This is a genomic window from Vibrio sp. T20 (assembly GCF_007858795.1).
Lineage (GTDB): Bacteria > Pseudomonadota > Gammaproteobacteria > Enterobacterales > Vibrionaceae > Vibrio > Vibrio satsumensis.
In genome coordinates, this window is the sequence record NZ_VFEB01000125.1 from 95,628 (window position 1) to 121,099 (window position 25,472).

Genomic DNA, 25,472 nt, shown 5'->3' on the forward strand with positions numbered 1-25,472 from the left:
CAAACGTTTGCATTCACTATAAGAAATACTAAGTTTGTTAACTTATTTTGCTGTCACCCACAAAATGAGTGCATCTTCTGTACTGGTGGAAATCAGCATATGGCCCATATTGGCATCATAATACATGCTATCGCCTTCGCTCATAGGCACAGGTTCGTAGAATTCTGAGTAGAACATCACATCCCCAGAGATGATCATTAAGAACTCTTCACCGTCATGACGCACCCAATCGTTATACTCTTCAAAAGTACGTGCTCTCACTCGACTCTTAAACGGCATCATCTTCTTATTAGAAAGCTCAGTCGCAAGCAGTTCATGCTCATAAGTCGGTGTTGGGTGCGGTTTACCTTGGCCTGCCTTGGTTAAGTCTCGACGTCCTGTTGCCACTTTTTTTCTTGGCGGTTCAAAGAGTTGTGGCATGTCTATTTGCAACCCCATCGCCAACTTCTGCATTGCTTGAAACGTTGGCGAGATCTGTTCGTTCTCGATTTTACTGAGCGTAGAGCGAGCTAAGCCTGTTCTTTGACTTGCCTCTTCTAATGTAATTCCAAGCTTGCCGCGGATATCTTTAATACGTTGGCCAAGCCTAAGTGGTTCGATATTCTGGTCTAACGTCTCTTTCGCCAACGTTAAAGATGGGTACTCATCATAAATGTCTTCTGACATAGGTCCCTCATTAATTTCTTGCTTCCTGTCTATTAATTTCATTGTTGCATGAAGCGCTTTGTTGATTAAAGAGCACACAGAGAAATAAAGCGTGCTCCCTGTAGCAAAACCAGAAAAGTTGTTTCCTATTGGAAATTTTTGTTGAAAATTGATTTTATCGGAGCTATGTTATCGACTTGTTAGATGAAGAGATGCTACTTCAGCTTGCAGCAAATGATAGATTTAACATTTGTAAGAGCTGTTTTTACCCGAACTTTTTGGGAAACAATTCGTGCTGCATTGACCCTACAACGATCGCTTAGACGCTGTAAGAGTATATTTATAACGCAATTCACGTTTATTTATACCTATATAGCGCAAACGATTCCGATGCAGAAATCAACGTAAGACCTAATGGACTATAAAAACAATCACCATTAGCTTAATGAAAGGTCTCGACAATGAACGCTTACCAAAACCATAGCTTAGACAGTTTTTTCACTACGAACCTATCTGGTACTGACGATGCAGTATTTGCTGGCATCCAAGCAGAGAATACTCGTCAAAATGAACAAATCGAACTTATTGCTTCTGAGAACATCGTTTCTAAAGCAGTAATGCAAGCTCAAGGCACTTGCCTAACAAACAAATACGCTGAAGGCTACCCAGGCCGCCGTTACTACGGTGGTTGTGAACATGTAGATACAGTAGAAGCTATCGCGATTGAACGCGCTAAACAGCTGTTCAAATGCGAATACGTAAACGTACAGCCACACTCTGGCGCTCAAGCCAACGGCGCAGTGAAACTTGCCCTACTTCAACCTGGTGACACTATCTTAGGCATGTCCCTAGATGCTGGTGGTCACCTTACACACGGTGCACGTCCTGCAATGTCTGGTAAATGGTTCAACGCGGTTCAATACGGCGTAGACCGCGACACTCTTGAAATCGATTACGAAGCAGTCCGCGCTTTAGCTATCGAAAGCCTACCTAAAATGATTATTGCTGGTGGTAGTGCTATCCCACGCGTTATTGATTTCGCTAAGTTCCGTGAAATCGCTGACGAAGTTGGCGCAATCCTAATGGTTGATATGGCACACATCGCGGGTCTTATCGCCACAGGTGCTCACCCGAGCCCACTACCACATGCACACGTTGTTACAACAACAACGCACAAAACACTTCGTGGCCCACGCGGCGGTATGATTCTGACTAACCACGAAGACATCAACAAAAAGATCAACTCTGCAGTGTTCCCTGGCCTACAAGGCGGCCCACTAATGCACGTTATCGCGGCTAAAGCAGTGGCGTTTGGCGAAGCACTTGGCCCAGAATTTAATACTTATATTGATTCAGTGATCGACAACGCAAAAGTTCTTGCTGAAGTGTTGCAAACTCGCGGTTGTGACATTGTGACTGGCGGAACAGACACGCACCTAATGCTGGTTGACCTTCGCCCTAAAGGCTTGAAAGGTAACGTAACTGAAGAAGCATTAGAGCGTGCAGGGATCACATGTAACAAAAATGGCATACCATTCGATACAGAGAAGCCTATGATTACTTCTGGTATCCGCTTGGGTACGCCAGCTGGAACCAGTCGTGGTTTTGGCACTGAAGAATTCAAACTTATCGGTGAATGGATCGGCGATGTTCTTGACGGCTTAGTTGAAAGCCCTGAAGGCAACGCTGAAGTTGAGCAACGTGTTCGCAAGCAAGTTAAAGAGCTTTGCAAACGCTTCCCTCTTTACCGTTAAACCGTTTTTAAGATTTAAATTAAAACCTCATAAATTTTTGGAGAATAAGCAATGGACAATACACTAAAGTTTGCAGACAGCCACGAGTGGGTAAAAGACAACGGTGACGGTACTGTGACTATCGGTATTTCTGAGCACGCTCAAGAGATGCTAGGTGACGTTGTGTTTGTTGACCTGCCTGACACTGGAGACGAAATAGAAGCTGGCGAAAGCTTCTCTCTAGTTGAATCAGTGAAAGCAGCTTCTGATATCTACGCACCAATCTCTGGCGAAATCGTAGAAATCAACGAAGAATTAGAAGATAGCCCTGAGTTAATTAACGAAGAATCTTATGAAGGTGGTTGGATTGTTAAAGTGAAGATGTCTGATGCGTCTGAACTAGACAACCTTAAAGATGCGGAAGAATACCTAAGCTCTATCGAAGAAGACTAATAGGTAACCTCATTACGATAAAGCTGCTCTTTTGAGCAGCTTAATTTTAGGGGCTAGCTCACGGCTCCAAAGAGAAAGTAGAACATATCATGACTGAATTACTTCAAAGCCAATTACTAAAAGACCTGGGTACTCAAAACGAGTTTGTTGCTCGTCATAACGGCCCTAATAAAGCAGACCAGCAGAAAATGCTTGAAGCGATCAACGCGACTAGCTTAGACGCACTGATCGACGAAACGGTTCCTGCACAAATCCGTCTTGAAAAACCAATGACACTTGCTGCGCCACTGAGCGAAATGGACATGCTGACCTCTCTTAAAGAGATCGCTAACCTAAACCAAGTGAAACGTACCTTCATTGGCCAAGGCTACTACAACACATTCACTCCAAACGTTATTCTGCGTAACGTTTTAGAGAACCCAGGCTGGTACACAGCTTACACACCATACCAACCAGAGATTTCTCAAGGTCGTCTTGAAGCTCTACTGAATTACCAACAAATGGTAATGGACCTTACTGGTATGGAAATCGCAAACGCATCTCTTCTTGATGAAGCGACAGCGGCTGGCGAAGCGATGACACTGTGTAAGCGTGCTGGTAAAAGCAAGAGCAAAGTATTCTTCGTTGCTGACGATGTTCATCCTCAAACACTAGAAGTTGTTAAAACTCGTGCTGAGTACATCGGTTTTGAAGTAATGGTTGGCGCTCTTGAAACACTTCCAGAGCAAGACGTATTTGGTGCGTTAGTTCAATACCCTGGTACTACAGGTGAAGTTCGCGATCTAACCGACATCATTGCGAAAGCTCAAGCAAATAAGACTCTTGTAACGGTTGCAACTGACCTACTTGCTTCTGCTCTACTTAAGCCAGCTGGCGAAATGGGCGCAGACGTAGTTATCGGTTCAGCGCAACGTTTCGGTGTTCCTATGGGTTACGGCGGTCCACACGCTGCATTCATGGGTACTCGTGAAAAGCATAAGCGTACAATGCCAGGTCGTGTAATCGGTGTATCTATCGATACTCACGGTAACCAAGCGCTACGTATGGCAATGCAAACTCGTGAGCAACACATCCGCCGCGAGAAAGCGACATCGAACATCTGTACAGCTCAAGCACTTCTAGCGAACATGGCGTCTTTCTACGCGGTTTACCACGGTGCAGAAGGCCTACGTACTATTGCTCGCCGTACACACCATATGACAGCTATTCTAGCGGCTGGCCTGACTAAAGCGGGTTACGAGCTAACGAACAACAGCTTCTTCGATACGATCACGATCAACTCTGAAGAGAAGACAGATGCGCTGTACGCGAAATCGCAAGCAGCAGACATCAACTTGCGCCTTCTTAAAGGTAAGATCGGTATCAGCTTAGACGAAACAACAACGATCGACGACGTGAATGCCCTATTCGCTATCTTCGACGTGAAAGAAGACGTTCAAGCACTATCTTCTGACATTGCATCAAACGAATTTGCAGCAATTCCAGAAAACTGCCGTCGTGAATCAAAGTTCCTAACTCACCCAGTATTCAACACGCACCATAGCGAAACGCAAATGATGCGTTACCTAAAACAGCTTGAGAACAAAGACTTCTCACTAACGCACGGCATGATCCCACTGGGCAGCTGTACGATGAAGCTGAACGCTGCTGCTGAGATGATCCCAGTAACATGGCCTGAGTTTGGTTCAATTCACCCATTCGCACCTCTTGATCAAGCGGCTGGTTACACAGCACTAGCGAAAGATCTTAAAGAGAAGCTATGTGAAATCACTGGTTACGACGATTTCTCACTACAGCCTAACTCTGGTGCATCTGGTGAATACGCGGGTCTAATCGCGATTCAACGCTACCACGCAAGCCGCGGTGAAGCTCACCGTAACGTTTGTCTGATTCCAAGCTCTGCGCACGGTACTAACCCTGCAACAGCATCAATGGTTTCAATGAAGGTAGTGGTTGTTAAGTGTGATGAAGATGGCAACATCGACATGACAGACCTAGCAGCGAAAATCGAGAAGCACAAAGAAAACCTATCAAGCATCATGATCACTTACCCTTCTACGCACGGCGTATACGAAGAGCAAGTGAAAGAAGTGTGTGAACAAGTACACGCAGCGGGCGGTCAGGTTTACCTAGACGGCGCGAACATGAACGCTCAAGTAGGTCTAACTTCACCTGGCTTCATCGGTTCAGACGTATCTCACTTGAACCTACACAAAACATTCTGTATCCCACACGGTGGTGGCGGTCCGGGTATGGGTCCTATCGGCGTTAAATCGCACCTAGCACCTTTCCTACCAGGTCACATCGAAAACGGTGTACAAGGTTCAGACTACGCGGTATCAGCTGCAGATCTAGGTAGTGCTTCAATCCTACCTATCTCTTGGGCTTACATCGCAATGATGGGCGAACCTGGCCTAACAGACGCAACGAAAGTAGCGATTCTGAACGCGAACTACGTGATGGAAAAACTACGTCCTCACTACCCTGTTCTTTACCGTGGCACTAACGGCCGCGTAGCACACGAATGTATTATCGATATTCGTCCACTTAAAGAAGACACAGGCATCAGCGAAGAAGATATTGCTAAGCGTCTAATGGACTTCGGTTTCCACGCGCCTACTATGTCTTTCCCAGTAGCTGGCACACTAATGGTAGAGCCAACTGAATCAGAAGATTTAGAAGAGCTAGACCGTTTCTGTGAAGCGATGATCGCAATTCGTCACGAAATGGCAGCAGTGAAAGCCGGTGAATGGCCACTAGACAACAACCCTCTAGTGAACGCACCGCACACACAAGTTGACCTTTCAGGCGCAGAATGGGATCGCCCTTACTCTCGCGAACTGGCTTGCTTCCCATCGAAAGCAACGAAGAACTCGAAGTACTGGCCTACTGTTAACCGTGTAGACAACGTATACGGCGACCGTAACCTAATCTGTTCTTGCCCAAGCATCGATAACTACGAAGACTAATTTTTGTCGATTTTAGATAAGCAAAAGCGAACCATTTGGTTCGCTTTTTTTTGTTGGATAGTCAATTATTTTAAGCTGATAGGCTAAGATCCTTCAATCTGGTCCGCAATACACATATTGGTTTGAGTATGGCTAATGGTTACCTAAGCTTTGGTGCGCTTTTAACACAAGTAATAAATTTGTCTACTTCTGCATAGAACTTAGCCGGATCGTTTTGCACCCAGTGGTTTGCGCCCTCAAACGAAACATTGCCTAGCGTACTAATAAACACTTTCGCACGTTCACACCCCTTTAAGCTGTCAGTACCCCAAAAATATACTTTAGGTATGGATAAGTTTTCGTAGATTTGTCCCCAGCCAACCACGCCACGGATATCTTGAGTCGCATGTTGCCCGTAGATTTCACTGGCGGTTTGACCAAGAACCTCTGGCTCACATCGTCTAACTGACGAAAGATACTTAACACCCGCTCCGTGTCCCCAAGCCATGGCAAAACGTTTTGAGAAACCTTCTCCTTTCACCCAGTTCGTAAATTCATCAGTACTTAGTTCAGAATATGTGTCTGCAATAATCTGGGATAGAATGATGCTTTCTTCGTGCAACCCGCCTTCAGCATTAATGAAACCACGCACGATACCTTTCGTGTCGTATTCACAAACCAACGTCGATGTATCGCCGCCCCAAGAGTGCCCAAGTAGAAAGCAATCATTGATGCTCAATAGGTCGAGAGCTTTCAATATTCGCTTTGCTTGGGTTTCTGTTGAATGGGATATGTCTGAAGCAGGAGAATAGCCATAACCACAAAGGTCGAACATGACTAAGTTGTAATTCGGGAGCCAATCTAACGAGTCGGCAAAACATAAATGTGACTCACCCAACCCATGAATTAACACTAATGTTTCCTGAGACTCTTTGATGTCAGTCGACAAGCAATAAAGCTGGTCACCATCAATCTCTAACCACCTTTCTATCAACACATTACCCTCTCACTTCTAATCGCAGAATTTGGATTTATCATAACGAATCCAACACGATAAGAAAGGTTAATTTGGTGAAGTTTTATAAACTCATTGACCTTACCGTAAGGGAAAGGTTTAAGGTTAACTCACGAGTTCAATATGACTAGGAAACGATTATGGGATGTTGTAACAAAGCGCCAAAAGGTGGAGCCCCTCTTGGCTTATTTTTGAAAGTCACACTTGGGATTGGTCTTTTTGTGTTTCTGTTGGCTTTGTGGCAGTAAGAAGTTTACACGCTGCCAGATTTGAAGCTAAGAAGTGATGGTATACAAAAATAGTTGGTGCCATAGTAGTGTGTTCAATGTGTTGTTTAAACCTAGCGGTATGACGTTTATCCTTTCTTTCACGCCACAACCAAATTATGAAATTAAGAGGAAGTCTGCCAACAGATACCCAAACACCACTCATTAGTACATTAGTAGTTTTCGTCCAACTTCAAGCTGTTTCTAAAAAATAGACAACGGGGCAATACTTCGACCGATCATCACCCCAAAAATAGCAGAAAATGCAGTACGAATAACAAATTCAGGCGCCCCTTTATTCTCTCGAGTTTCCACTTAGAACACTCGCTATCTGGATCTTTCATTATCCCCTCAATAAGATATCCAACCTGGGCATATAATGTCCACGTTAAGCGGACTAAAATTATGTGGTAAACTTGTTGAGAAACGAAACATTGAAAGGTGATTCAGTTTTATTTAAATGACTTGGATTAAACATTTTTAATGTAGCTTAACCTTGGCCAGTTTTCATATAAACACAAAAGGCCCAAAAGGCCATATAGACCATTCGCGAAGGACTATAATTAATAATCAGACAAAGACTCAACCAATAATTAACACTGCCCGCAACGTCATCTTCTTTAATAAAATTATTATATTTCCTATCATAGGAAAAGACCACGTTTATAAGTGGTCTTTATAATATATCATTGTCGACTATAGAATAGACTTAGTAAGCAAAAAAAATAGCAAACCTATACTTACGCTTTCTGCTTGGCTCTATTTTCAAAAAAAACATCAATCCAATTTTGGTTTTGTATAAGCCAAGTGCATCCAAATATCAAAAACATACCCAACATCATATTTACTGTTATTACAGAATCAAAAAATATGTATGCCATTACGGCAGTGGCAGCTGGGACACAAGAAAAGTACGTAGATACATTAGTCACCGTACCCGATTTTAAGGCTTTTATAAGGAGCATAGATGAAAGCACAGAAATTAAAAGTGACTGCCAAAGTAATGCTGATATGGAAATATTGTTTACATCAAATTTAAACTCACTAAAAATAATGGTTGTAGGCAATAGTATTAGTGTTGCTGAAAAACATTGAAACAACATGTTTTTTTCAATAGGTATGTTTGAACAATATTTTTTTTGATGTATAGAACCAAATGTAACACCTAATAACGACAAGATTGCAAGTATAAGATTTTCAAAATTTGTCGTTCCCAAGCTGAAATTTTCCACCGAAAAAATCAATGTACCGAGTACACAACCTAAGACCCCATAAATTTGAAATTTCGAATTTAGATCTCTAGATACTATTAACGTTAAAACTGGCTGCAATCCTAAGACTATCGTCAACATCGCAGGACTGATTCCTGACACCAATGAATAAGAGAAAAAGACCGGATAGAGAAATTGTATAAACACTCCTACAATCATGGCATGTACCATACTCCTATTATCTACTTTATTATTTCTTAATATTAAAAAATTAATAATTACGAAAACAAATAATGCAACAATCACTCTAAGTGTTATAAAAGTAAGTGGGTTAGTGTAACTCAATCCTATCGAAGACGCGATATAGCCGGAAGCCCACAGAAAAACAAAAATCCATCCTAAATATTTCACAGATAGCCTCCCAGCTATAAAAACTACACTGTAGTGAATCTTTCGCCTAACTTTCTATTAACAGTGTAATATTCCTTCATTTCATGGCAAGTATTATATATATCGCCACCTTTAGACTTCGTAGCTTCAATAAGGATATCGTACGTCTCTTTAATTGGTATATCGTGATGAACATGAGCACTAGATACTTTCAAAATCGCACTTTTAAGATCTTCAAGGTTATAAATTGACTTTGAGATATCAAAAATAAAATCTGAAACATCTTGCTCTCGAAGGGGGGCCCTTTTAAATACCATAGCTTCTATGGTTTCATCATGAATAGATTTGTCTTTGAATATAAGTGAGGGCTCTACATTATCTACACCATCATATTGAAAATCTAAACAAAGAATAACTCGGTTCCCATCACCAAAATTGTATGCTGCATGGACTACACTTGCATCAAGCATCCAAATATCACCCTTAAGCATTCTAAATACCCCGTAGTCTTCATCACTATGATAAGAAGTTAACGAAGTTTCAAGAGGAATTAATACACGTATATATTTTCCCTTATTATCACCCAATTCAATAAAATCTTTGTGCGGTATAACTTGACCATTTATTAAGTTACGCGTCCTAACCATTTTAAGATTTTCTACGTCAAAGTACTTATTGATAATTTCATTGATATATAACGTTTGCTTACCTAGTTCGGTCATCTTCGCTTTGTTTTTATTATCTTTGTACTGGGTATTTTGATAATCCCCGTCATCATTCCACAATGAATTGTTTATCCACGTACCACTATTAAATTCGTTGTATTCTTCTTCAAACACAGGGAACTTAGATATGATATCAAGGTCTTTCCTTAAAGAATTACTTTCAAAGTCGATTCTTCCTAGCAACTTAGTTTTGGATTTCAATTTATTAACCTTTTATTTTTGTTTTTATTAATATTTTGTAACACGCATTTTACGTTCGACATAGTACTCAACAACAAACAACTATCAATGGTTTAATTATTTTTAAAATCAATATGTGACTTAACACATATAAAAGCATACTTTTAATTATATAAATGCCATTTAAACAAGAGTTAGTACCGTTTTAACCTCAGATAGAACCACCACAACTCAGATTCAGAAAAATTATAAGTGTTTGATTAAAGTGCAAAAAACAACACCACATTACTCGCTATTTAGTTTGTTCAGTTCAAAGCTTGACCCTATACGGTAAGGTGTTTATATTGTCGCCCGCCCAACGAGGCACATCCTAAAATGCACACCGGCCATCCTGCCATCATTCGTGTATTTATATTGGTGTTGTGAACTTCCATGCTAACGAAACTTCGTCCTTTTACTCGTGAATCGGGTGCGCTTATGCATCTTTCGGTTCCAATCATTTTGACTCAAATAGCTACCCAAGCGATGGGATTTGTCGATACGACAATGGCTGGCCAAGTAAGCCCTGCCGATCTTGCCGCTATTGCACTTGGTACCAGCCTTTGGATTCCTGTGTTGCTGCTACTGCGTGGCGTGATTATGGCGTTAACGCCTGTTGTCGCTTACCACCGTGGCGCACGTGACTTTCAAAGTATCTCTGTTGAATTCTTCCAGATGGTTTGGTTGGCATTAATAGCGAGTGTGCTACTTATCGCTTACTTGGTGAGTGCGAAACCGATCTTAGAATGGATTGGGGTTGCCGCTGAGATCATCCCTATCGGCAGTGATTATGCCTTTGCCCTAGCCTTTGGTGTGCCAGGTATTGCCCTGTTCTACACCTTGAATGGCTTCTGTGAAGGTATGAACAACACCAAAGTACCGATGATCATTTCTGTGGTTGGTCTGTTGGTGAATATTCCGGTCAACTACGTGCTTATCTACGGTAAATTCGGCTTCCCTGAAATGGGTGCTGTGGGTTGTGGCTGGGCGACAAGCTTAGTGTATTGGTTAATGTCGGGGATGCTGTATTCCTACATTAAAGGTCATCACCACTACAAGACCATCATCAGCTTTGCAGACGCGAAGCCAAAAGCAAAAGAGATGCTTCACCTTCTAAGATTAGGTTTACCTATCGGGATGAACATCGCCGTATGTGGCAGCATCTTTGCGGTAATCGCATTAATGATTGGCCGTATTGGTGCAGAGAACGTGGCAGCAGCACAAATTGCACTTAACATCTCGAGCCTCACTTACGTGATTCCGATGAGTATCTCATTTGGCATCACGATTCGTGTTGGACACGCGCTAGGTGAAAAAGATGAACTAGGCGCAATTGAACGCAGCAAAGTCGGCATTTTGGTTGCCGCGTTGATATCATTACTTTCGGTTGCGATGTTCCTTCTGTTCCCTGAATGGATCATTAGGCTTTACACCACCGACCCAGCAATTAGCGCGACAGCAGCAGTATTGTTGACGTTTACGGCGATGTACCAATTCAGCGATGCATTGCAAACCTCAGCCAACGGCGCGTTGCGTGGCTATAAAGACACTAAGATCCCGATGATCTTAGCTATCGCTTCATACTGGGGCTTAGCATTACCACTCGGCATGGTGTTGGGCTTAACAGACCACATTGTTCCTGCGATGGGTGAAGAAGGCTTTTGGATTGGTATTCTGACGGGATTGAGCGTATCAGCGACACTGATGTTAATTCGCTTACGATACGTGATTAAGAAGCGTGACTTGCCACCAGCAAGTGCTCCATTGGCAAACTAAGACAAATCAACAAGCTAATACAAAAAAGCGCGTTATTGCTACTCGGCAATAACGCGCTTTTTTATCTAATTCGAATAAGCTTTATTCCAAATAGAGTCGTTTAGCTTCTCTGGTTAACACTCGTCGTTCACCACTTCAACGGTACATTCACAACCACCATCAGGACACGAATTTCCACTTACTCGACCACCGAAAGAATCGTAAAGAACATAACATCCAGATGGAAGAACATTTATAATTGGGCCATCAAGTTCTGATGTAGTAAACGGGTATTCATAACCAACCACTGTATACCTATTAGCAAAGTCAGACGTTAAGCTGTCATCATCTGACAAGGTAAGGAAATCGAGCATGTTCAATTTATCCCCTGATTCCCCTCGGCTTTCAGGGCAAAGCGTTCCCCAATCGACTTCCACACTACCAATACCAAAATCGATCACATAGTTACTTTGGTCACTTGGGTTGCTAGCAGCTGGGTCTAATCCGACAATAATAGCCTTAGAGGTTACCTGCGTGATTACCCCTTCCATCGCACCTGCGACGCCCTCAAGTACCGCTTCTCTTGCTGACTCTTGGATACCGAGGAATCTTGGAGCCGCAGTTACCGCTAATACTCCGAGTATGATAATCACCACGATCAGTTCAATTAAAGTAAATCCGTTTTTCTTCATGACACCCACATCAATTTGAAACTTAAACATTCGATAAGTAAATGACTTATCAATAACTATACATCGCAAAGAGAACACATGAAACATCCTCAATGAGCAACAGGTAAAGCAAACATAAGTCGATTGTTGGCTCAATACTTTGTCTAATTGACCAGAAGCCTTGTTGCATAAGGTACGAGCAATCATTGAAGATCCGATACAACGACATAAATACCAGTAAGGTACAGATAATGTTTAATCGATTTATTTGAGGTAACGCAAGTTAGGCAAGCTGAGATTTAAACTGTTTAAGTCTCATCCATTTCTTAAACGTCTTCGCACACACTGATAATTCAACACAGCAGACAACTAGGCATATATCTAGGTACTAAATGAAAAACAGCGTACTGCCACTGCCAATAAACGCGCTTATTGAATCGATATTGTTCTAATTACTAATGAAATTAAAGTTATGAAGTGTTAGAAGGAAATGTTATCAATGTTCACTGGTGTCAAAATGTAAAACCCAAGCTTGTTCGTTAACTTTATATTCAAGGTCGCTATAATCATTCTCTCTAAAGTATTTTTTTGGTCTTGAGTTAAAAAGCAACCTTATAGTTTAAAAAGTATTGTTCTTCATCGTTGCTGATCATATTAACACCAAGTCTGAATCTATGGCGACCATGTTGATATCCTACGAACAAGTCAGTCGATAAACTGTCCTGATATTCACTACCATATTGAGAGGAATAAAAAGGGTCTAGACCAAGGTGGAAATTATCTGCAAACTTATAACGAGTATACCAACCCAATGTTGATGTCATATCATAATCATCTACCACTTCATTATTTGTATACCCTAGCATTGCAACTGGATATATCACTAAGGCATCTAACTTAAATGTCATAATATAACCAGCACTCACATTTCTAACATCGCTATTCCCTCCTACTTCAGTGTAGAAGCCTTGGCCATCTTTCATATTTGCATATGTTAATTTTAGTTTATCGAAGCCATCTTTTGACTCCAATAAAGCCAAGTGTCGACCAGAAGCAAGCCCCACACTCATATCTACACCTGCGGTATTAACTTCAGCCCCCAAACTACTGTAGACAGCGGTGGGATCTGCCATATCGACTTTAGCTTGTAAGCTTAAGCTCAATAAACAGGAAATTAAGAACACTAATTTTTTCATGTACTGCCTTCTTTCTAATTTAATTTTAATTTAAATGGTTAATACCAATATCTACTTCTAGATTTTCAATCTTATCAATCGAATTATCATACAGCTCTCCGCAATATCAATTCCCGTTAAAAATCACCACAACCAAGTGTTGATATAAGAGATATCACAATTAGGATAAATATAAAAACCAATACAACTTAAATATCATCAAGGAATTACAACTCGTCAAAAAGATATATTTAACATTAAAAAAATAAAATACAATTATCACTCGAAGAGTGTCCATATTAATTTCTACGTAATATCTGGTATTTCATTGTAATAGCTTATTTATTGGGGGGGGTATTTACATAATTATCGAAACAGAATATAAAACTCCTACTAACACTAATCAAAATAGTCTATAAGACTATAAATGCGAAAAAGCACGTTACTGTCATTCGGCAACAACGCGCTTCTCGAATTGATATTTGACTATATCATTTATTTAATTAATCGCTTTCACAGAAGGAAGTACTCGGAACCCATCGCGTACTTTCTGGCTTGGGATGTAATGACGGAAAGCTAAGTTAAACGCACCAGAGTCATTTTCGGTTTTGATATTATTTACAGCGCCATCACCACAGCCGAAACTTAGTGTGTAAGTGCCGTCTGCATTTTTATCAGCCGTATTCGAGCTTACATTCGCTACATCATCAAACATGAAGCCTTGCTTGTTGTAGACCGTTACTGACCAAAACGCTTGGTTTTTAGGGTCTTCAAAAGTTACCTGATGACAAGTATCTGTTGGGAAGTTTCCAGAGATTTCATAGATGTTATCTTCTAGCTGTGCGCCTCCCCAACCGACAGCTGCGCCAACTGCGTATTTCTCTTTAGTAAACATCTCTTTTGAAGCATCTTCAGGGCTTGTAAACATACCAAATGTCGCTTGAGCGCCATCTCGCTTAAGTATTGTTGGCATTTCCATCTTAAGGCTCGTCTCTACCTCTTCAAAAGATTTCTCATCCACTTGCATAGCAGTAAACTCGCCATCCGCTTTTGCATCAATGCTCATTTTATCTTGGATTTCATGAACTTCATCTTTCGAGAATGTCGCGTCGGTACGAACAATGACGTAAACGTGATCACCGCTATGAGTAGAAAGATCAAACGTACCTGAACCGTATTGCATTGGCTGAATGCGGTGATCTTCAGTAATCACTTCCATCGACATGTACTTGCCTTCAGGGATCTCAGGTAACGTGACGGTCGCCCCCTTTGATACATTAATTACTGCCATTGAGTAGTAGGTGTCTCGGTTCATTCGAACCACATCCTGTTCATCTGTTGGCGTTAGCTCGCGTTTGTGACGGAATGTATTGACGCCAACAAGCTCTTGGTTTTTCAAATACTGACGTGAAGTTTCGTACACCGCGTAATTGTCGACGGTAGTCACTTCACCATCGGCATTGAAGAACTCTGTTAGAGTTGAAACTTCTTCAGCTGCGTAAGAAGAAAGAGAAACTGCGCTTAAACCTAAAACTACTAATGCTAATTTTTTCATTGTTGACCTCTAATAAAATCGATAACGCTAAATCAATACATAGTCCATTTGTCTTTGTTCGAACAGTTAGTTCGTTAACCGCTCAACTTGTGAACAATGTTATCAAGGCAGCATAAATTCACAAATGACATCGCCGTATAATAGATATGCAGCAAAGTAATGTTACTTATCAACCTTTATTCTTGATTAAAATACAAACAATACAGTAGCCTATTTATAGACCATGAAATTCAGTATTTCCAAGGTGAGTCGTTTACAAAGATATGTTGAACGCGTGTGTCGAAATTATTTTCGACTACCCTTAGCAAAGGTGATTTAAATAGTTGCTTTAACTAACAATATCTATCTTTTCGCCATCTGGTACCTGAATCTCACTTGATTAATTAGTCAATAGGTAAGCAAATGAACCCAACTTTAGACTCTATAAACCACCTAAAGCAGCAAATGGAATCCTCGGTAATTGGCCAGCAACATATGGTCGACACATTACTGGTTGCGCTACTTACAAATGGTAATGTTCTGCTTGAAGGATTACCCGGAACAGCAAAGACTCGTTCTATCAAATCATTGGCTTCAGCCCTACAAGTTGACCTTGGTCGTGTTCAATTTACTCCGGACTTGTTGCCTTCGGACGTAACAGGCACAGAGGTGTATCAGGACGTAGATGGCAAACCGATGCTTACCTTCCAACCGGGCCCAGTTTTCAACAATCTATTGCTGGCCGATGAGATCAACCGCTCCCCGGCAAAGGTACAAGCTGCATTGTTGGAAGCAATGGAAGAGCGACAAATCACAGTAGCAGGTAAGACTTACAAACTGCCTGACCTATTCATGGTTTTAGCGACACAAAACCCGGTTGAACAAGAAGGTACTTACCCTCTTCCCGAGGCGCAAATGGACAGATTTATTATGAAAATAAATCTCGACTATCCAGATGCGAATGCCGAAGAGCAGATCATTAAGATGGTTCGTAGTGAGGAAAAGCCAAGCACAGACAAACCAGAACCTATCGATCCTCAATGTATTTTTGATGCTCGTGACCAACTACGCGACATACACTGTAGCGACGCAGTTCTTAAATACATTGTCGCGATTGTTGTTGCGACGAGACAACCCGAGTTGTACCCAGAGTCACCAATTTCACAGTGGGTCGGTGTTGGCTCAAGCCCCCGTGCAACCATAGCGTTAGACAAATGTTCAAGAGCAATGGCTTGGCTAAACGGTAAGGACTTTGTCGACCCTGATGATGTTCGTAAAGTGGTTCATGGGGTTCTGCGTCATCGCCTTATTCTGTCTTACGATGCGCTTGCTGAAGGCGTCAGCTCAGACCGCGTCATCGATGAGATTTTGTCTCAGGTTGCAGTAGCTTAACGGCGAGAGGTCACCATGGAGACGAAACCAACACTTGATCCTGATATTTATACCAATCTGAAGGCATTGCGACTTTTGAAATACAAGGCGCACGGCTTTGACTTTTTACCTGTTCAGCCAATCAACAGCGCGTTAACGGGTCGTCATGTATCTAAGCTACGTGGACGTGGATTGAACTTTGAAGAGATGCGTCACTACCAAATTGGCGATGATATTCGCACCATGGATTGGAAAGTGACAAATAGAACGGGCAAGCCACACGTCAAAATATTCTCTGAAGAGCGCGAGCGTAACGTTTATGTCATGGTCGATCAGCGCACCAGCATGTTCTTCGGCAGTACAGGTCGAATGAAATCTGTAGTTGCTGCAGAAATCGCAGCTTTGATTGCTTGGAAAGTCATAGACAGTACCGATCGTATTGGTGCGATTGTTTATAACGACAGCACTGCACTGCCAATTCCTCCACAACGCAGCGCAAACCACGTACTCAAAATACTCAATGAAATTGCGAGTAAGAATCAGCAGCTAAAAGCGGGAAAGGCTCAAGACACGCAATCCAATTCGTTCGAAAAATTGTTTCATCAGGCGCAAAGGTTGGTTAAGCATGATGGCCTAGTGATCTTGATTACCGATGGCTACGGCTATAACGAGCGTAGCGAAGAGCAAATCAAGGCTTTGTGTCAACACAACGATGTGGTGTTGTGCCATGTCACCGACCCGCTGGAACATGATTTAGCCACGCTTAATAAGATGGTACTTAGCGACGGACAATTGCAGTTATCCGTATCAGGCCAAGAAGCACAGTTACGCGATGCGTTCGCCAAAGATGTTGTTCGAGCCATCGATAATTTCACGGCGGTGGCGAAGAAATATCGAATCCCTGTATTGCCGTTCAACACAGTCGACCCCACCGATGTTCAGCTTAGAAAAGCACTCGGCGCGATTTAAATAACTGAGAATGCAAACTATGACGACTAACACTGGGCTTGAACCTTTACAGCCAGAAAACGTGAATCCATTAATGGCCTCTTTGTCTGAGCCTTCTTTGCCAGAAAGTATCTCATGCCTACCGAATGCACCTGGCTGGTACTGGTTACTCTTGTTGCTGTTTTGCTTTGCTTTATATCGTGTCTATTTAGTTATTAAAAAGTACCTAGCAAACACATACCGACGCGCTGCCTTAGTAGAGTTAGAGCAACTCTCTTTGGAGGCTCAATTCGGTGAAATTTCATCATTTCAAAAGCTACCACAACTGCTACGAAGAACCGCATTGTATGCCTTCCCTCGTACAGAAGTAGCCCCTTTAACCGGCACAGATTGGGAGAAATGGTTAGATGACCATTGCACCAAGCGTCAATTTTCATCCGAGTTCTCTACATCAAAACTCTCAGGCGTACTTGCTCAACTCGCCTACTCTTCAGCAGCGACATTAACGGAAGAACAACGAAACGCCATCATGGAGAACGTTGCACTTTGGATAAAACATCACGAGGTGTCACATGATCGAATTTGAATACCCAATAGCGTTTGCACTGCTCTGCTTACCCTTTGCCGTGTATTGGTTATTGCCTGTTTACAAAGAGTCAAAAAGCGCGATTCAAGTGCCCTTTTTTGATCGCCTGATTGCAGTGTCTTCACAAGAGCCCTCTGAAACCGCGGTCAAGATGAGCCGTCGTAAAGTCCAATGGCTATTGGTCATTATCAGCTATCTTGCTCTAGTCGTCGCGATTGCCAAACCAATGTGGATAGACGAACCAATCGAACAAAAGAAATCCGCTCGTGAAATTATGGTCGCACTGGATCTATCTGGTTCAATGTCAGAAGAGGACTTTGCCGATAAAGAAGGCAATAAACACGACCGCCTAACCATTGCAAAGCAGGTATTGCGTGAATTTGCAGCCCAGCGAGAGCATGACCGCTTAGGGTTAATCTTATTTGCAGACTCTGCTTATGTTCAGGCACCATTTACTGAAGATATTAACGTGTGGCAATCGCTACTCGAAGACGTTGAACTTGGCTATGCCGGATTTCAAACTGCTTTTGGCGACGCGATTGGCTTATCAATTGCCGTATTCGAACAAGAAGAAAGTCGTCAACGAGTGATGATTCTGCTAACCGATGGTGATGACACAAGTTCGAAAATGCCTCCTGTCAAAGCCGCGGAAATCGCAGCTAAATATGGAGTGAAGATTTACACCATTGCAATTGGTGACCCAAGTACCAAAGGTCGCTACAAGATGGATCTTCCTACTTTAGAGAAAGTATCAGCAGCAACTGGCGGGCAAATGTTTCATGCCTTGGACCGAAAGCAACTAGAACAAGCCTACGCAACGATCGACGAACTAGAGCAGCAAGAGTTCGAGCTTTTATCTCACCGTCCTAAACACAGCTTGCACCACTATGCATTTGGCGTGTGTCTGGTGAGCAACCTACTCGCGGTCTTAATTGTGTTTGGTGCAAATCTGCGTCGTCAAAGGCGTCATCAGAAAGAAATAAAGCGTGTTATTCGCCGTAGAGAGGAGCTCACCAATGACTGATTTCAATACATTGTTTGGGGGCGATATCACCCAGTTTCATTTCATACGCCCATTGTGGTTGTTAACACTGGTTCCGTTCGTGTTGTTTTATCGCGCACTCGTTCAACAAGACGATTTAGTCACCCAGTGGCAGCCCGTCATGTCTAAAAACATGGTTGAACATCTGTCTCTCAACCAAAATAGAGTTCGTATAGTTTCTCCTAATCGATTGTTTCTGGTGTTTGCGGTTCTAGCCACGCTCATTATGGCGGGTCCAACGTGGCAGCAACAACCTTCACCATTTTTTGAAGACAATTCCGAGCTAGTGATTGCCTTGGATGTGTCTGATTCAATGAATAAAACCGACATTCAGCCGTCACGATTAGATCGTGCTAAACAGAAGATCAATCAGCTCGTTGAACTGCGCGGCGATTCAAAAACCGGGTTAGTGATATACGGCGGAAGTGCTCATGTCGCGATGCCTGTCACCAAAGACAAAGAGTTAACGCGATACTTCCTCGATGTATTGGATGGAAGCTTGCTGCCAGAGAACAAGAACAAACCGGCTTCGGTATTAAAGCCGACGCTCGAGCTAATTTCACAAGCAAAAGCGCCATCAACAGTATTGATACTGACAGACAAGACCAATGACGAAGCGATAGAAAAATTCACTAAAGCGTTTGAACAACAGCACCACCAAGTGATCGTGTGGGCTATGGGTGAAAACTCGCAGAGCGGCGGAAATGGCACAGCAGGTTTAACCGAAACTCAACTCGCTTCACTGTCCCAACTGGCGCAAGCAGGTCATGGTAAAATGGTTTCATTCACTCACGACGCTAGCGATGTTGAAGCGGTTTATCAGAGCATTCAGAACAACCTGTTTGCGGTCAGCGATAACGCCCTACCTTGGTTAGATGCGGGCTATTGGTTGCTGTTTTTGTTGCTGCCTATCCAATTAATGTGGTTTAGAAAAGGGTGGACGCTTCAGTGGTAAATAATAAACAGGCAGTAAATCAAAAGTTATACAACCTGACGAAATCAGCCTCTTCGACTACACATCAAATCAATCGTGTACCTTGGTTATCCAAACTTAAGCCAATGCACCTGTTGCTTATGCTTATTGCAGGAAATCTGATTTGGGGAATCGCCAATAAGCACTCATTTTATGATTTTTGGCTATCCAACGATCAACACGCTTATATCGAGTTCAAGCAAGGCAACTACGCACAAAGTGCCGCCCTATTCGATGATCCAAACTGGAAAGCCTACAGTCGTTATCTGTCAGGTGATTTCCTTGGCGCAATTGACCAATTGAGCCCACAAGCAAGTGAACAAGGTGGTAAACCGGAAGAGCTGGCTGATTTCGCTAAGTTGATCGTCGCGAACAGCTATGCTCATACGGCTCAATTTGATAAAGCCACTGCGCTTTACAACGAACTGTTGAACAACGAAACGTATGAAGAGCAAGCGACAAACAACCTCGCTGTTGTGGAAGCTGCGATAGAGAAAATCAAGAACACACCACCGACAAAACAAGATTCAGAAAAAGTCATTGATGATAGGAAATTGGTCGACGACGAACCAAAAGAAGGGAGTAAGAAGGAGCTAGTGATCTCTGACCAAGTCTGGCTAAAACAAGTCAGACAGAATCCATCTAAGTTTCTAAGACAAAAATTTCAGCAGGAATACAGCAATGAACAAAAATAAATCGACAGTCCGAGCATTCGATCTTCTGAAATGTTGGTTTACTGTCTTATCAGCGATGATGCTTTTAATTTCAATGCCTGCAAGTGCTAGTGACATAGACCAACTTGTCAGTGGTGGTGAATTGAAGCTGAACGTTGAGATAAAAGCTCAAAATGTCGCTGTGAAACAACAAGTCGCACTCGACGTTGAAGTATTGAGTACCCGCCCCTTTAAAGAAGAGTTGGCATTACCTTACTTAGATATACCCTACACAGTCGTAAAGAAAGATGAGCAGAAAGTCGCACGTTCAGTACGCACAATCGAAGGCACTAAGTGGTTTACACAAAAAGCACGCTACTACTTGTACCCAATGCAAGCTGGCGAGTTTACTATTCCTGAATTGAGCATTCCCATTAGTGTAGAGCTTACTAACAAAATCGTTATTGAGGGCGTGATTCATTCGCAACCCATTAACTTTGCATCCAAAAAGCCCGTGAGTAACATTGATACAGACGCGTTGATTGTTAGCCCAAATGCTGATCTTTCGATATCAACCGACCGTCCGTTAACCGGCGAATTCGAAGTTGGCCACGCTATCACTGCCACGTATACGTTGAGCGTGGCAAACTCGCACATGATGTTGCTGCCGGAGATCAACATCCCAGACATTTCCGGCGTTGAGTTGTATCGCAAACCAGCAGTCAAAGAAAACGTGTTTAATCGACTGAATAAAAGCAATACCGCGACACTCAAACAACAGTTAACGTTAATCCTGCAAGAACAAGGGAAAGTTGTCTTACCAAAACAGACCATGACATGGTGGAACACAAAGACCAATCAGCTGGAATCGTTAACTATAGAGCAGCAGACGCTTCAAGTCGGTGACGCAAAGTTGTTAGACTCGTTAAGTAACACTTTAGGCTCTATCGATGGGGCTCAAACCTTATCGAATTGGTTGGGTCAATATTGGTATTACTTGGTCATCGCTGGAGTATTCCTTGCTGCGATTGCTCGCCAGATCGGAAATCACTTCATTGATTTAAAACGTTATTTTGTCGCACGCCAGCAATTAAATACCAAAAAATTTAATATTCAATTTTGTCGACACGTTGAAGAAAAGCAGTACAGCAAAGCAGTGCAAACTATCTATGAGATTACGGGGCGAAAAAACTTTTCGAAAGGCACGCTTCAACTGCCTCTAGATTCGGAATCAAACGACATTTGGAAGAAACTATTGAAGCTTGGCTACACAAAAGATGCGGAAGGCTCAGTTTCAGCTTCCCTCTCAATTTCTCTAGTAGAAGCCAAAACACTGTTAAAAGCTATCAATGATTCGCCCAAAACCCGAAGCACACCGTTTAAGTTTAATTGGAATCTGAACTAAGCGGTGAACTTAACTTAGGCTGCGGTGTAAGCAAAGACGTTGGGGTCAACTGTCACAAACAACGTCTTCAATCACGGACACTACTAAGTTTTTGAACCATTGATGTGCTGGGTTGGTAACGGTTCTTTTATGCTCAATCAAAAACAGTTCGAACATTAACTCTGGCACGTTATCTAGAGAAAAAATAGGCGCTATCTTGTCACCTATCCCCTCTAGTTCAGTTAACTTATGAGTCGCAATCAGAATTGTATTCGAACTCTGCATCACTTCCACCAACGTAAGAAGCTGTCCACTTTTAAATGCAATATCTCTCTGCACTCCATTCTTTGCTAGGTAGCTATCCACAGGGTGTTGCAGACCGTAGTTCGAACGGATATCGAGCGTGAGATCAACAAAGCGAGACTCTAGACACTGCTCAAGCGTTACATTTTCAACTTTCGCTAAAGGGTGATTAGCCGCAACATAAAAAACTGGGTAGACTCGGCCAAGGCTAACGTATGGGAATTCTATTGGGTTACTCGGGGCTTCGATGTGAATTGTAAAATCCACATCTCTGGATAGCAGCTGACTGGTTGGCGTTTTCGCTACCGGATATTCGATAAGACTAGCGTTAGGGGCTTCTTTCATAAATCGCTCAGCAAGCGGCACGGAAAGCATCCTACTCATCAATGGCGGTATCGAGACAACAAACGTTTGAACACATTCTTCTGGATTAAAAGCTGATTTTGTCACTAGGCTTCGCATCGCCAATAGTAACTCTTCCAAAGGCGCTTGCAGTTCCAGCGCTTTTTGCGTGGGCACTAAGCCATTAGACTCTCGATAAAACAATGGATCATCAAACAACTCTCGCAAGCGACTTAACGTACGACTCATCGCAGGCTGAGACAGGTACAAGGTGTTGGCAGCTCGCGTTACGTTCCTCTCTTTGATTAAAACACTTAACGACACCAATAAATTTAGATCCAGCCGAGAAAGCTGCTGTTCGATAGTCATCATAAGACATGCATCCGAGTAATATCACTCGTTAAATAATTACACCATTGTGACTAACAAACAAGTCTCTATTAAAACCATGCAACTTATATCCAACTAAAAAGGCGAACCAATCGGTTCGCCTTTCTGTTCAAATAATCGTATTTATCGATTTATTGCCAAATATGATCCTGCAGCAATCATTATTCCACCAGCACTTTGGTTTAATCTTTTATGTGCACGTGGCGTTTTAAGTAAACTAGCCATTCTACCCGCACCCATTGCAATTAGCATTAAACCGGACATCAGAGCAACCGCCGCTAAAACAGAAACCAAGACGATATCTTGTGAACGCAAAACCGTCAGATCAATAAACGTCGGCAAGAATGAAATATAGAACAGAATCACTTTCGGATTTGATGCTGAAATCAAAAAGCCTTGCACGAAACTGGCGAGTTCCGATTTCTGACTTTGTTTGGCCGCAAGTTCTGCTGAACCTTGCACTTCAGGTAGGCTCTTAAACATCTTGTAGCCCAAGTAAATCAAATAAGCGGCACCAACATAGCGAATCACCTCAAAGGCAAACGACCAGTTCTCAGCAATCGTCGCTAGACCAAAACAGGCAAGCGCAAGATAGATAAGATCACTGCATATCATCCCTAACGAAAGAGTGATGCACTTTTGCCAACCGTTAACCATGCCACGAGCTAAAATGGCAAATACGCCAGGCCCCGGAGTAATACCAAATATAAACATGGCAATAAAGAATGTAACTGCGCCTTCTAGTGACATCTGTCGTCCCTCAAATATCATTCAACATTATAATTTTCGAACGTATCATGGAGCCCCGATTCGGGTAAAGAGCGTTTTTGTCTAAGAGCGTGTTTGACTGACAGCGTTTTTAACTAAGAACGATTCACAAGACTCATGTTTTGAATAAGTGTCATACGTAACTTCCCCACTAAGCATAACCGCAAAGCTAAACCCAACATGTTTTTCGTTAAGACACAAAAAAGGCGAACCTAGTGGCCCGCCTTTGCAAAATATTGACTACGAATCAACGTAACAAGATTAGTTCGATATTGGTGACAACAACTCAGGGTTTACGACTATGTTTCTCACACCGTGGGCGTGGTCTTCGTTAAAGTCATTGCCTTCACACCAACTCCCCACTGTCGCGATGTTTACTTTCGCAACTTGTGGACGAACGCTCCATGTTACTTGGAAAGGTGAACCTTGCTCATTGTAACCAGGACCCGTTGTAGAACCTGCGTATTGAATCGCTGAACCCGTATTTTGAGGAATGTTTGGGGCTTGGTGTAATCCGTTGACTTTTGAATGTTTAGCGAGTACTTCGAAATCGAGTGCTTTGTCGTCATTCACTAATACGTAAACTTGGGTTTCTACACGCAGTTGCGGGTTGGTAATCGCGTCGTTAAAACAAGCACCCAATGTTTCACCTGGTTCAACTTGTGCAGTCGAGTACACGTAATGCACCTCGATAGTGTCACCAGAATTAAGTGAACCGTGGTCGCTAGGACAAACCTTCTGCTCGAATGGTTTAAGCTCGGCCGCGCTCAACTTACCTGTGTATTTAAATCCACTCTGGAAACCTTTACCATCACCGTTACCAGCGTATTGAGTAAACTCACCACCTTTGTGCTCAGCGTTTTTATGGAAGTGGATATTACATAGATTCATGGCTGTTGAATCTGGCGCATCCGAAAACAATCGGGCATTTGTTCCTTCGGCTGAGCCTAAATCGCGAGGCGCTTGTGGGCCAAAACCTTTTCCTTGCGTGTTTTCAGATAGGTTTGCTCTTTGTTCAGCGATAACACTGTCAGCTACAGACTCATGGTTCGCGTCAGATGCGTTCGCTTGAGCCGCCAACATAGCCATCGCGACGCTTAAAAATACACTCTTATTCTTCATATCTCTTCCCTAGAATATTGATAACTAAACCTAAAATGAACTTAACAGCAAACATATTACTATGCTCGCAAGTGAATATGGTGCTTGTCTTTGTAAGATTAGATTTCACAGCTTACTTTGGGAAGAGTATTAAAACCCTTGATGCATATAACAAGTCAAACACGGTAAATACGGCGAGTCCATTCCAGAACAAACAAATACCTACTTTGCTGACTGTCCCGTGACTCAAGCCGATAAACAAGCGGACAACACGCTACAACCAGAGCTAATAGTAGAGTTTCTGATATAAAAAAGGCGAACCATTTGGCTCGCCTTCACGTCTCATTCTATCTATTAGTTTGGCTTTCTGGTTAACGGATCAACCGTGGCCCGTGGCAAATATCCCAAACGTCATGACGTTCAATGCATCTGTCACGCCCTCTAATGATTTAATCACCGTCTTGGTCGGTTCGTTATGACGGATAAAATAGCTTCCGATACCTTTTTCATCGCTACTCTTAGCATCATTCTCAGTTGTTTCTGTTGCTGTTACTTGAGAGGGATCCGCTGATTCTGGCTCTGCATTAGCGTGAGTTCTCGTGCCTTTATTTGAATCAAGGTTTGAGTTTGCGTCATGGCCATTTATAGATTCATCGCTAATGGTTAGTTCATGGGAAGATTCGCCGCTGGTCTCAGCATTTGTATCCATTGAAGTCTCGAGATTACCCTCTTTCTCTACGCTTTTCGACATAGCGTCTTCGTTGCTCAATGTCTTGTCGTCTAGCTGATGATTATTCGTTGAAGAACAAGCTGTTAAGAAGAACAGGCTAACGATGAATATGAGTAAGTTTCTCATCATAATGATAAATCA

Annotated in this window: 22 protein-coding genes; 11 read left to right on the forward strand and 11 right to left on the reverse strand. The window is 42.5% G+C overall.

The annotated features are described in order from the left end of the window. Positions 1 to 42: 42 nt before the first annotated feature. Positions 43 to 666 (reverse strand): helix-turn-helix domain-containing protein, encoded by a 624-nt coding sequence (locus tag FTW16_RS14810; protein WP_017064652.1) that lies wholly within the window; start codon positions 664 to 666, stop codon positions 43 to 45. A 440-nt stretch (positions 667 to 1,106) separates the two neighbouring features. On the opposite strand from FTW16_RS14810, the gene FTW16_RS14815 reads away from it, so the two are divergent. The 3 genes from FTW16_RS14815 (at position 1,107) to gcvP (ending at position 5,800) form a co-directional block, all read left to right on the forward strand. After that, positions 1,107 to 2,399 (forward strand): serine hydroxymethyltransferase, encoded by a 1,293-nt coding sequence (locus tag FTW16_RS14815; RefSeq protein WP_146491632.1) that lies wholly within the window; start codon positions 1,107 to 1,109, stop codon positions 2,397 to 2,399. 51 nt (positions 2,400 to 2,450) lie between these two features. Further along, a complete protein-coding gene (gene gcvH / locus FTW16_RS14820) occupies positions 2,451 to 2,831 on the forward strand; it encodes a glycine cleavage system protein GcvH (RefSeq protein WP_017105929.1) in 381 nt (126 codons plus the stop codon). Between the two features lie 89 nt (positions 2,832 to 2,920). Beyond that, a complete protein-coding gene (gene gcvP, locus FTW16_RS14825; RefSeq protein WP_146491633.1) occupies positions 2,921 to 5,800 on the forward strand; it encodes an aminomethyl-transferring glycine dehydrogenase in 2,880 nt (959 codons plus the stop codon). A gap of 139 nt (positions 5,801 to 5,939) precedes the next feature. Here gcvP and FTW16_RS14830 read toward each other — a convergent pair whose 3' ends face one another. The 3 genes from FTW16_RS14830 to FTW16_RS14845 all read right to left on the reverse strand — a co-directional run bounded on the left by FTW16_RS14830 (position 5,940) and on the right by FTW16_RS14845 (position 9,587). Continuing rightward, positions 5,940 to 6,776 carry an alpha/beta hydrolase gene (locus FTW16_RS14830; protein WP_146491634.1) on the reverse strand — a complete coding sequence of 279 codons (837 nt, stop codon included), beginning with the start codon at positions 6,774 to 6,776 and terminating at the stop codon, positions 5,940 to 5,942. A 1,024-nt stretch (positions 6,777 to 7,800) separates the two neighbouring features. Then, entirely contained in the window at positions 7,801 to 8,682 is an 882-nt protein-coding gene (locus FTW16_RS14840) for a DMT family transporter (protein ID WP_146491635.1), read from the reverse strand. A gap of 23 nt (positions 8,683 to 8,705) precedes the next feature. Then, entirely contained in the window at positions 8,706 to 9,587 is an 882-nt protein-coding gene (locus FTW16_RS14845) for an aspartyl/asparaginyl beta-hydroxylase domain-containing protein (RefSeq protein WP_146491636.1), read from the reverse strand. Positions 9,588 to 9,998: 411 nt separating this feature from the next. Between FTW16_RS14845 and FTW16_RS14850 the strand changes: the two genes are divergently transcribed. After that, entirely contained in the window at positions 9,999 to 11,381 is a 1,383-nt protein-coding gene (locus tag FTW16_RS14850) for an MATE family efflux transporter (RefSeq protein ID WP_146491637.1), read from the forward strand. Between the two features lie 113 nt (positions 11,382 to 11,494). On the opposite strand, the gene FTW16_RS14855 is transcribed toward FTW16_RS14850, so the two are convergent. The 3 genes from FTW16_RS14855 to FTW16_RS14865 all read right to left on the reverse strand — a co-directional run bounded on the left by FTW16_RS14855 (position 11,495) and on the right by FTW16_RS14865 (position 14,761). Further along, complete coding sequence (locus FTW16_RS14855; RefSeq protein WP_146491638.1) at positions 11,495 to 12,052, reverse strand: prepilin-type N-terminal cleavage/methylation domain-containing protein; 558 nt, start codon at positions 12,050 to 12,052, stop codon at positions 11,495 to 11,497. A gap of 578 nt (positions 12,053 to 12,630) precedes the next feature. Further along, the gene (locus FTW16_RS14860) at positions 12,631 to 13,227 is read right to left on the reverse strand and encodes a hypothetical protein (RefSeq protein ID WP_146491639.1); all 597 of its coding nucleotides are present in this window, start codon (positions 13,225 to 13,227) and stop codon (positions 12,631 to 12,633) included. 478 nt (positions 13,228 to 13,705) lie between these two features. Beyond that, the gene (locus FTW16_RS14865; protein WP_146491640.1) at positions 13,706 to 14,761 is read right to left on the reverse strand and encodes a DUF1254 domain-containing protein; all 1,056 of its coding nucleotides are present in this window, start codon (positions 14,759 to 14,761) and stop codon (positions 13,706 to 13,708) included. A gap of 402 nt (positions 14,762 to 15,163) precedes the next feature. On the opposite strand from FTW16_RS14865, the gene FTW16_RS14870 reads away from it, so the two are divergent. From FTW16_RS14870 to FTW16_RS14900, 7 genes are read left to right on the forward strand one after another with little or no spacing between them, the layout of a single operon-like run. Then, positions 15,164 to 16,132 (forward strand): AAA family ATPase, encoded by a 969-nt coding sequence (locus FTW16_RS14870; RefSeq protein WP_146491641.1) that lies wholly within the window; start codon positions 15,164 to 15,166, stop codon positions 16,130 to 16,132. Between the two features lie 15 nt (positions 16,133 to 16,147). Next, positions 16,148 to 17,080: a DUF58 domain-containing protein gene (locus FTW16_RS14875; RefSeq protein WP_146491642.1), complete on the forward strand. Its 933-nt coding sequence runs from the start codon at positions 16,148 to 16,150 to the stop codon at positions 17,078 to 17,080. Positions 17,081 to 17,099: 19 nt separating this feature from the next. Further along, positions 17,100 to 17,645, forward strand: a complete 546-nt coding sequence (locus FTW16_RS14880) for a DUF4381 domain-containing protein (RefSeq protein ID WP_146491643.1) — start codon at positions 17,100 to 17,102, stop codon at positions 17,643 to 17,645. Next, the gene (locus FTW16_RS14885; protein WP_146491644.1) at positions 17,632 to 18,669 is read left to right on the forward strand and encodes a vWA domain-containing protein; all 1,038 of its coding nucleotides are present in this window, start codon (positions 17,632 to 17,634) and stop codon (positions 18,667 to 18,669) included. Before FTW16_RS14880 ends, FTW16_RS14885 begins: the two co-directional genes overlap by 14 nt. Then, on the forward strand, positions 18,662 to 19,642 hold the full coding sequence (locus FTW16_RS14890; RefSeq protein WP_146491645.1) for a VWA domain-containing protein: 981 nt from the start codon (positions 18,662 to 18,664) through the stop codon (positions 19,640 to 19,642). Before FTW16_RS14885 ends, FTW16_RS14890 begins: the two co-directional genes overlap by 8 nt. Continuing rightward, the gene (locus tag FTW16_RS14895) at positions 19,636 to 20,355 is read left to right on the forward strand and encodes a hypothetical protein (RefSeq protein ID WP_146491646.1); all 720 of its coding nucleotides are present in this window, start codon (positions 19,636 to 19,638) and stop codon (positions 20,353 to 20,355) included. Before FTW16_RS14890 ends, FTW16_RS14895 begins: the two co-directional genes overlap by 7 nt. Further along, positions 20,342 to 21,718 carry a BatD family protein gene (locus tag FTW16_RS14900; RefSeq protein ID WP_146491647.1) on the forward strand — a complete coding sequence of 459 codons (1,377 nt, stop codon included), beginning with the start codon at positions 20,342 to 20,344 and terminating at the stop codon, positions 21,716 to 21,718. Before FTW16_RS14895 ends, FTW16_RS14900 begins: the two co-directional genes overlap by 14 nt. A gap of 45 nt (positions 21,719 to 21,763) precedes the next feature. Here FTW16_RS14900 and FTW16_RS14905 read toward each other — a convergent pair whose 3' ends face one another. The 4 genes from FTW16_RS14905 to FTW16_RS14920 all read right to left on the reverse strand — a co-directional run bounded on the left by FTW16_RS14905 (position 21,764) and on the right by FTW16_RS14920 (position 25,460). Next, entirely contained in the window at positions 21,764 to 22,714 is a 951-nt protein-coding gene (locus FTW16_RS14905) for a LysR family transcriptional regulator (RefSeq protein WP_146491648.1), read from the reverse strand. 141 nt (positions 22,715 to 22,855) lie between these two features. Next, on the reverse strand, positions 22,856 to 23,482 hold the full coding sequence (locus FTW16_RS14910; RefSeq protein WP_146491649.1) for a LysE family translocator: 627 nt from the start codon (positions 23,480 to 23,482) through the stop codon (positions 22,856 to 22,858). A 279-nt stretch (positions 23,483 to 23,761) separates the two neighbouring features. After that, positions 23,762 to 24,622, reverse strand: a complete 861-nt coding sequence (locus FTW16_RS14915; protein ID WP_146491650.1) for a delta-class carbonic anhydrase — start codon at positions 24,620 to 24,622, stop codon at positions 23,762 to 23,764. Between the two features lie 358 nt (positions 24,623 to 24,980). Continuing rightward, positions 24,981 to 25,460, reverse strand: coding sequence for a hypothetical protein (locus FTW16_RS14920; protein WP_146491651.1), 480 nt, complete (start codon positions 25,458 to 25,460; stop codon positions 24,981 to 24,983). Positions 25,461 to 25,472 lie beyond the last annotated feature (12 nt).

What these genes read in the sequence shown, in the direction of transcription:
- FTW16_RS14910 (WP_146491649.1), bottom strand. Translation starts at nt 23,482, where the DNA reads ATGTCACTAGAAGGCGCAGTTACATTCTTTATTGCCATGTTTATATTT.
- FTW16_RS14860 (WP_146491639.1), bottom strand. Translation starts at nt 13,227, where the DNA reads ATGAAAAAATTAGTGTTCTTAATTTCCTGTTTATTGAGCTTAAGCTTA.
- FTW16_RS14815 (WP_146491632.1), top strand. Translation starts at nt 1,107, where the DNA reads ATGAACGCTTACCAAAACCATAGCTTAGACAGTTTTTTCACTACGAAC.
- gcvH (WP_017105929.1), top strand. Translation starts at nt 2,451, where the DNA reads ATGGACAATACACTAAAGTTTGCAGACAGCCACGAGTGGGTAAAAGAC.
- FTW16_RS14855 (WP_146491638.1), bottom strand. Translation starts at nt 12,052, where the DNA reads ATGAAGAAAAACGGATTTACTTTAATTGAACTGATCGTGGTGATTATC.
- FTW16_RS14870 (WP_146491641.1), top strand. Translation starts at nt 15,164, where the DNA reads ATGAACCCAACTTTAGACTCTATAAACCACCTAAAGCAGCAAATGGAA.
- gcvP (WP_146491633.1), top strand. Translation starts at nt 2,921, where the DNA reads ATGACTGAATTACTTCAAAGCCAATTACTAAAAGACCTGGGTACTCAA.
- FTW16_RS14850 (WP_146491637.1), top strand. Translation starts at nt 9,999, where the DNA reads ATGCTAACGAAACTTCGTCCTTTTACTCGTGAATCGGGTGCGCTTATG.
- FTW16_RS14915 (WP_146491650.1), bottom strand. Translation starts at nt 24,622, where the DNA reads ATGAAGAATAAGAGTGTATTTTTAAGCGTCGCGATGGCTATGTTGGCG.
- FTW16_RS14890 (WP_146491645.1), top strand. Translation starts at nt 18,662, where the DNA reads ATGACTGATTTCAATACATTGTTTGGGGGCGATATCACCCAGTTTCAT.
- FTW16_RS14865 (WP_146491640.1), bottom strand. Translation starts at nt 14,761, where the DNA reads ATGAAAAAATTAGCATTAGTAGTTTTAGGTTTAAGCGCAGTTTCTCTT.
- FTW16_RS14880 (WP_146491643.1), top strand. Translation starts at nt 17,100, where the DNA reads ATGACGACTAACACTGGGCTTGAACCTTTACAGCCAGAAAACGTGAAT.
- FTW16_RS14885 (WP_146491644.1), top strand. Translation starts at nt 17,632, where the DNA reads ATGATCGAATTTGAATACCCAATAGCGTTTGCACTGCTCTGCTTACCC.
- FTW16_RS14900 (WP_146491647.1), top strand. Translation starts at nt 20,342, where the DNA reads ATGAACAAAAATAAATCGACAGTCCGAGCATTCGATCTTCTGAAATGT.
- FTW16_RS14920 (WP_146491651.1), bottom strand. Translation starts at nt 25,460, where the DNA reads ATGATGAGAAACTTACTCATATTCATCGTTAGCCTGTTCTTCTTAACA.
- FTW16_RS14810 (WP_017064652.1), bottom strand. Translation starts at nt 666, where the DNA reads ATGTCAGAAGACATTTATGATGAGTACCCATCTTTAACGTTGGCGAAA.
- FTW16_RS14875 (WP_146491642.1), top strand. Translation starts at nt 16,148, where the DNA reads ATGGAGACGAAACCAACACTTGATCCTGATATTTATACCAATCTGAAG.
- FTW16_RS14905 (WP_146491648.1), bottom strand. Translation starts at nt 22,714, where the DNA reads ATGATGACTATCGAACAGCAGCTTTCTCGGCTGGATCTAAATTTATTG.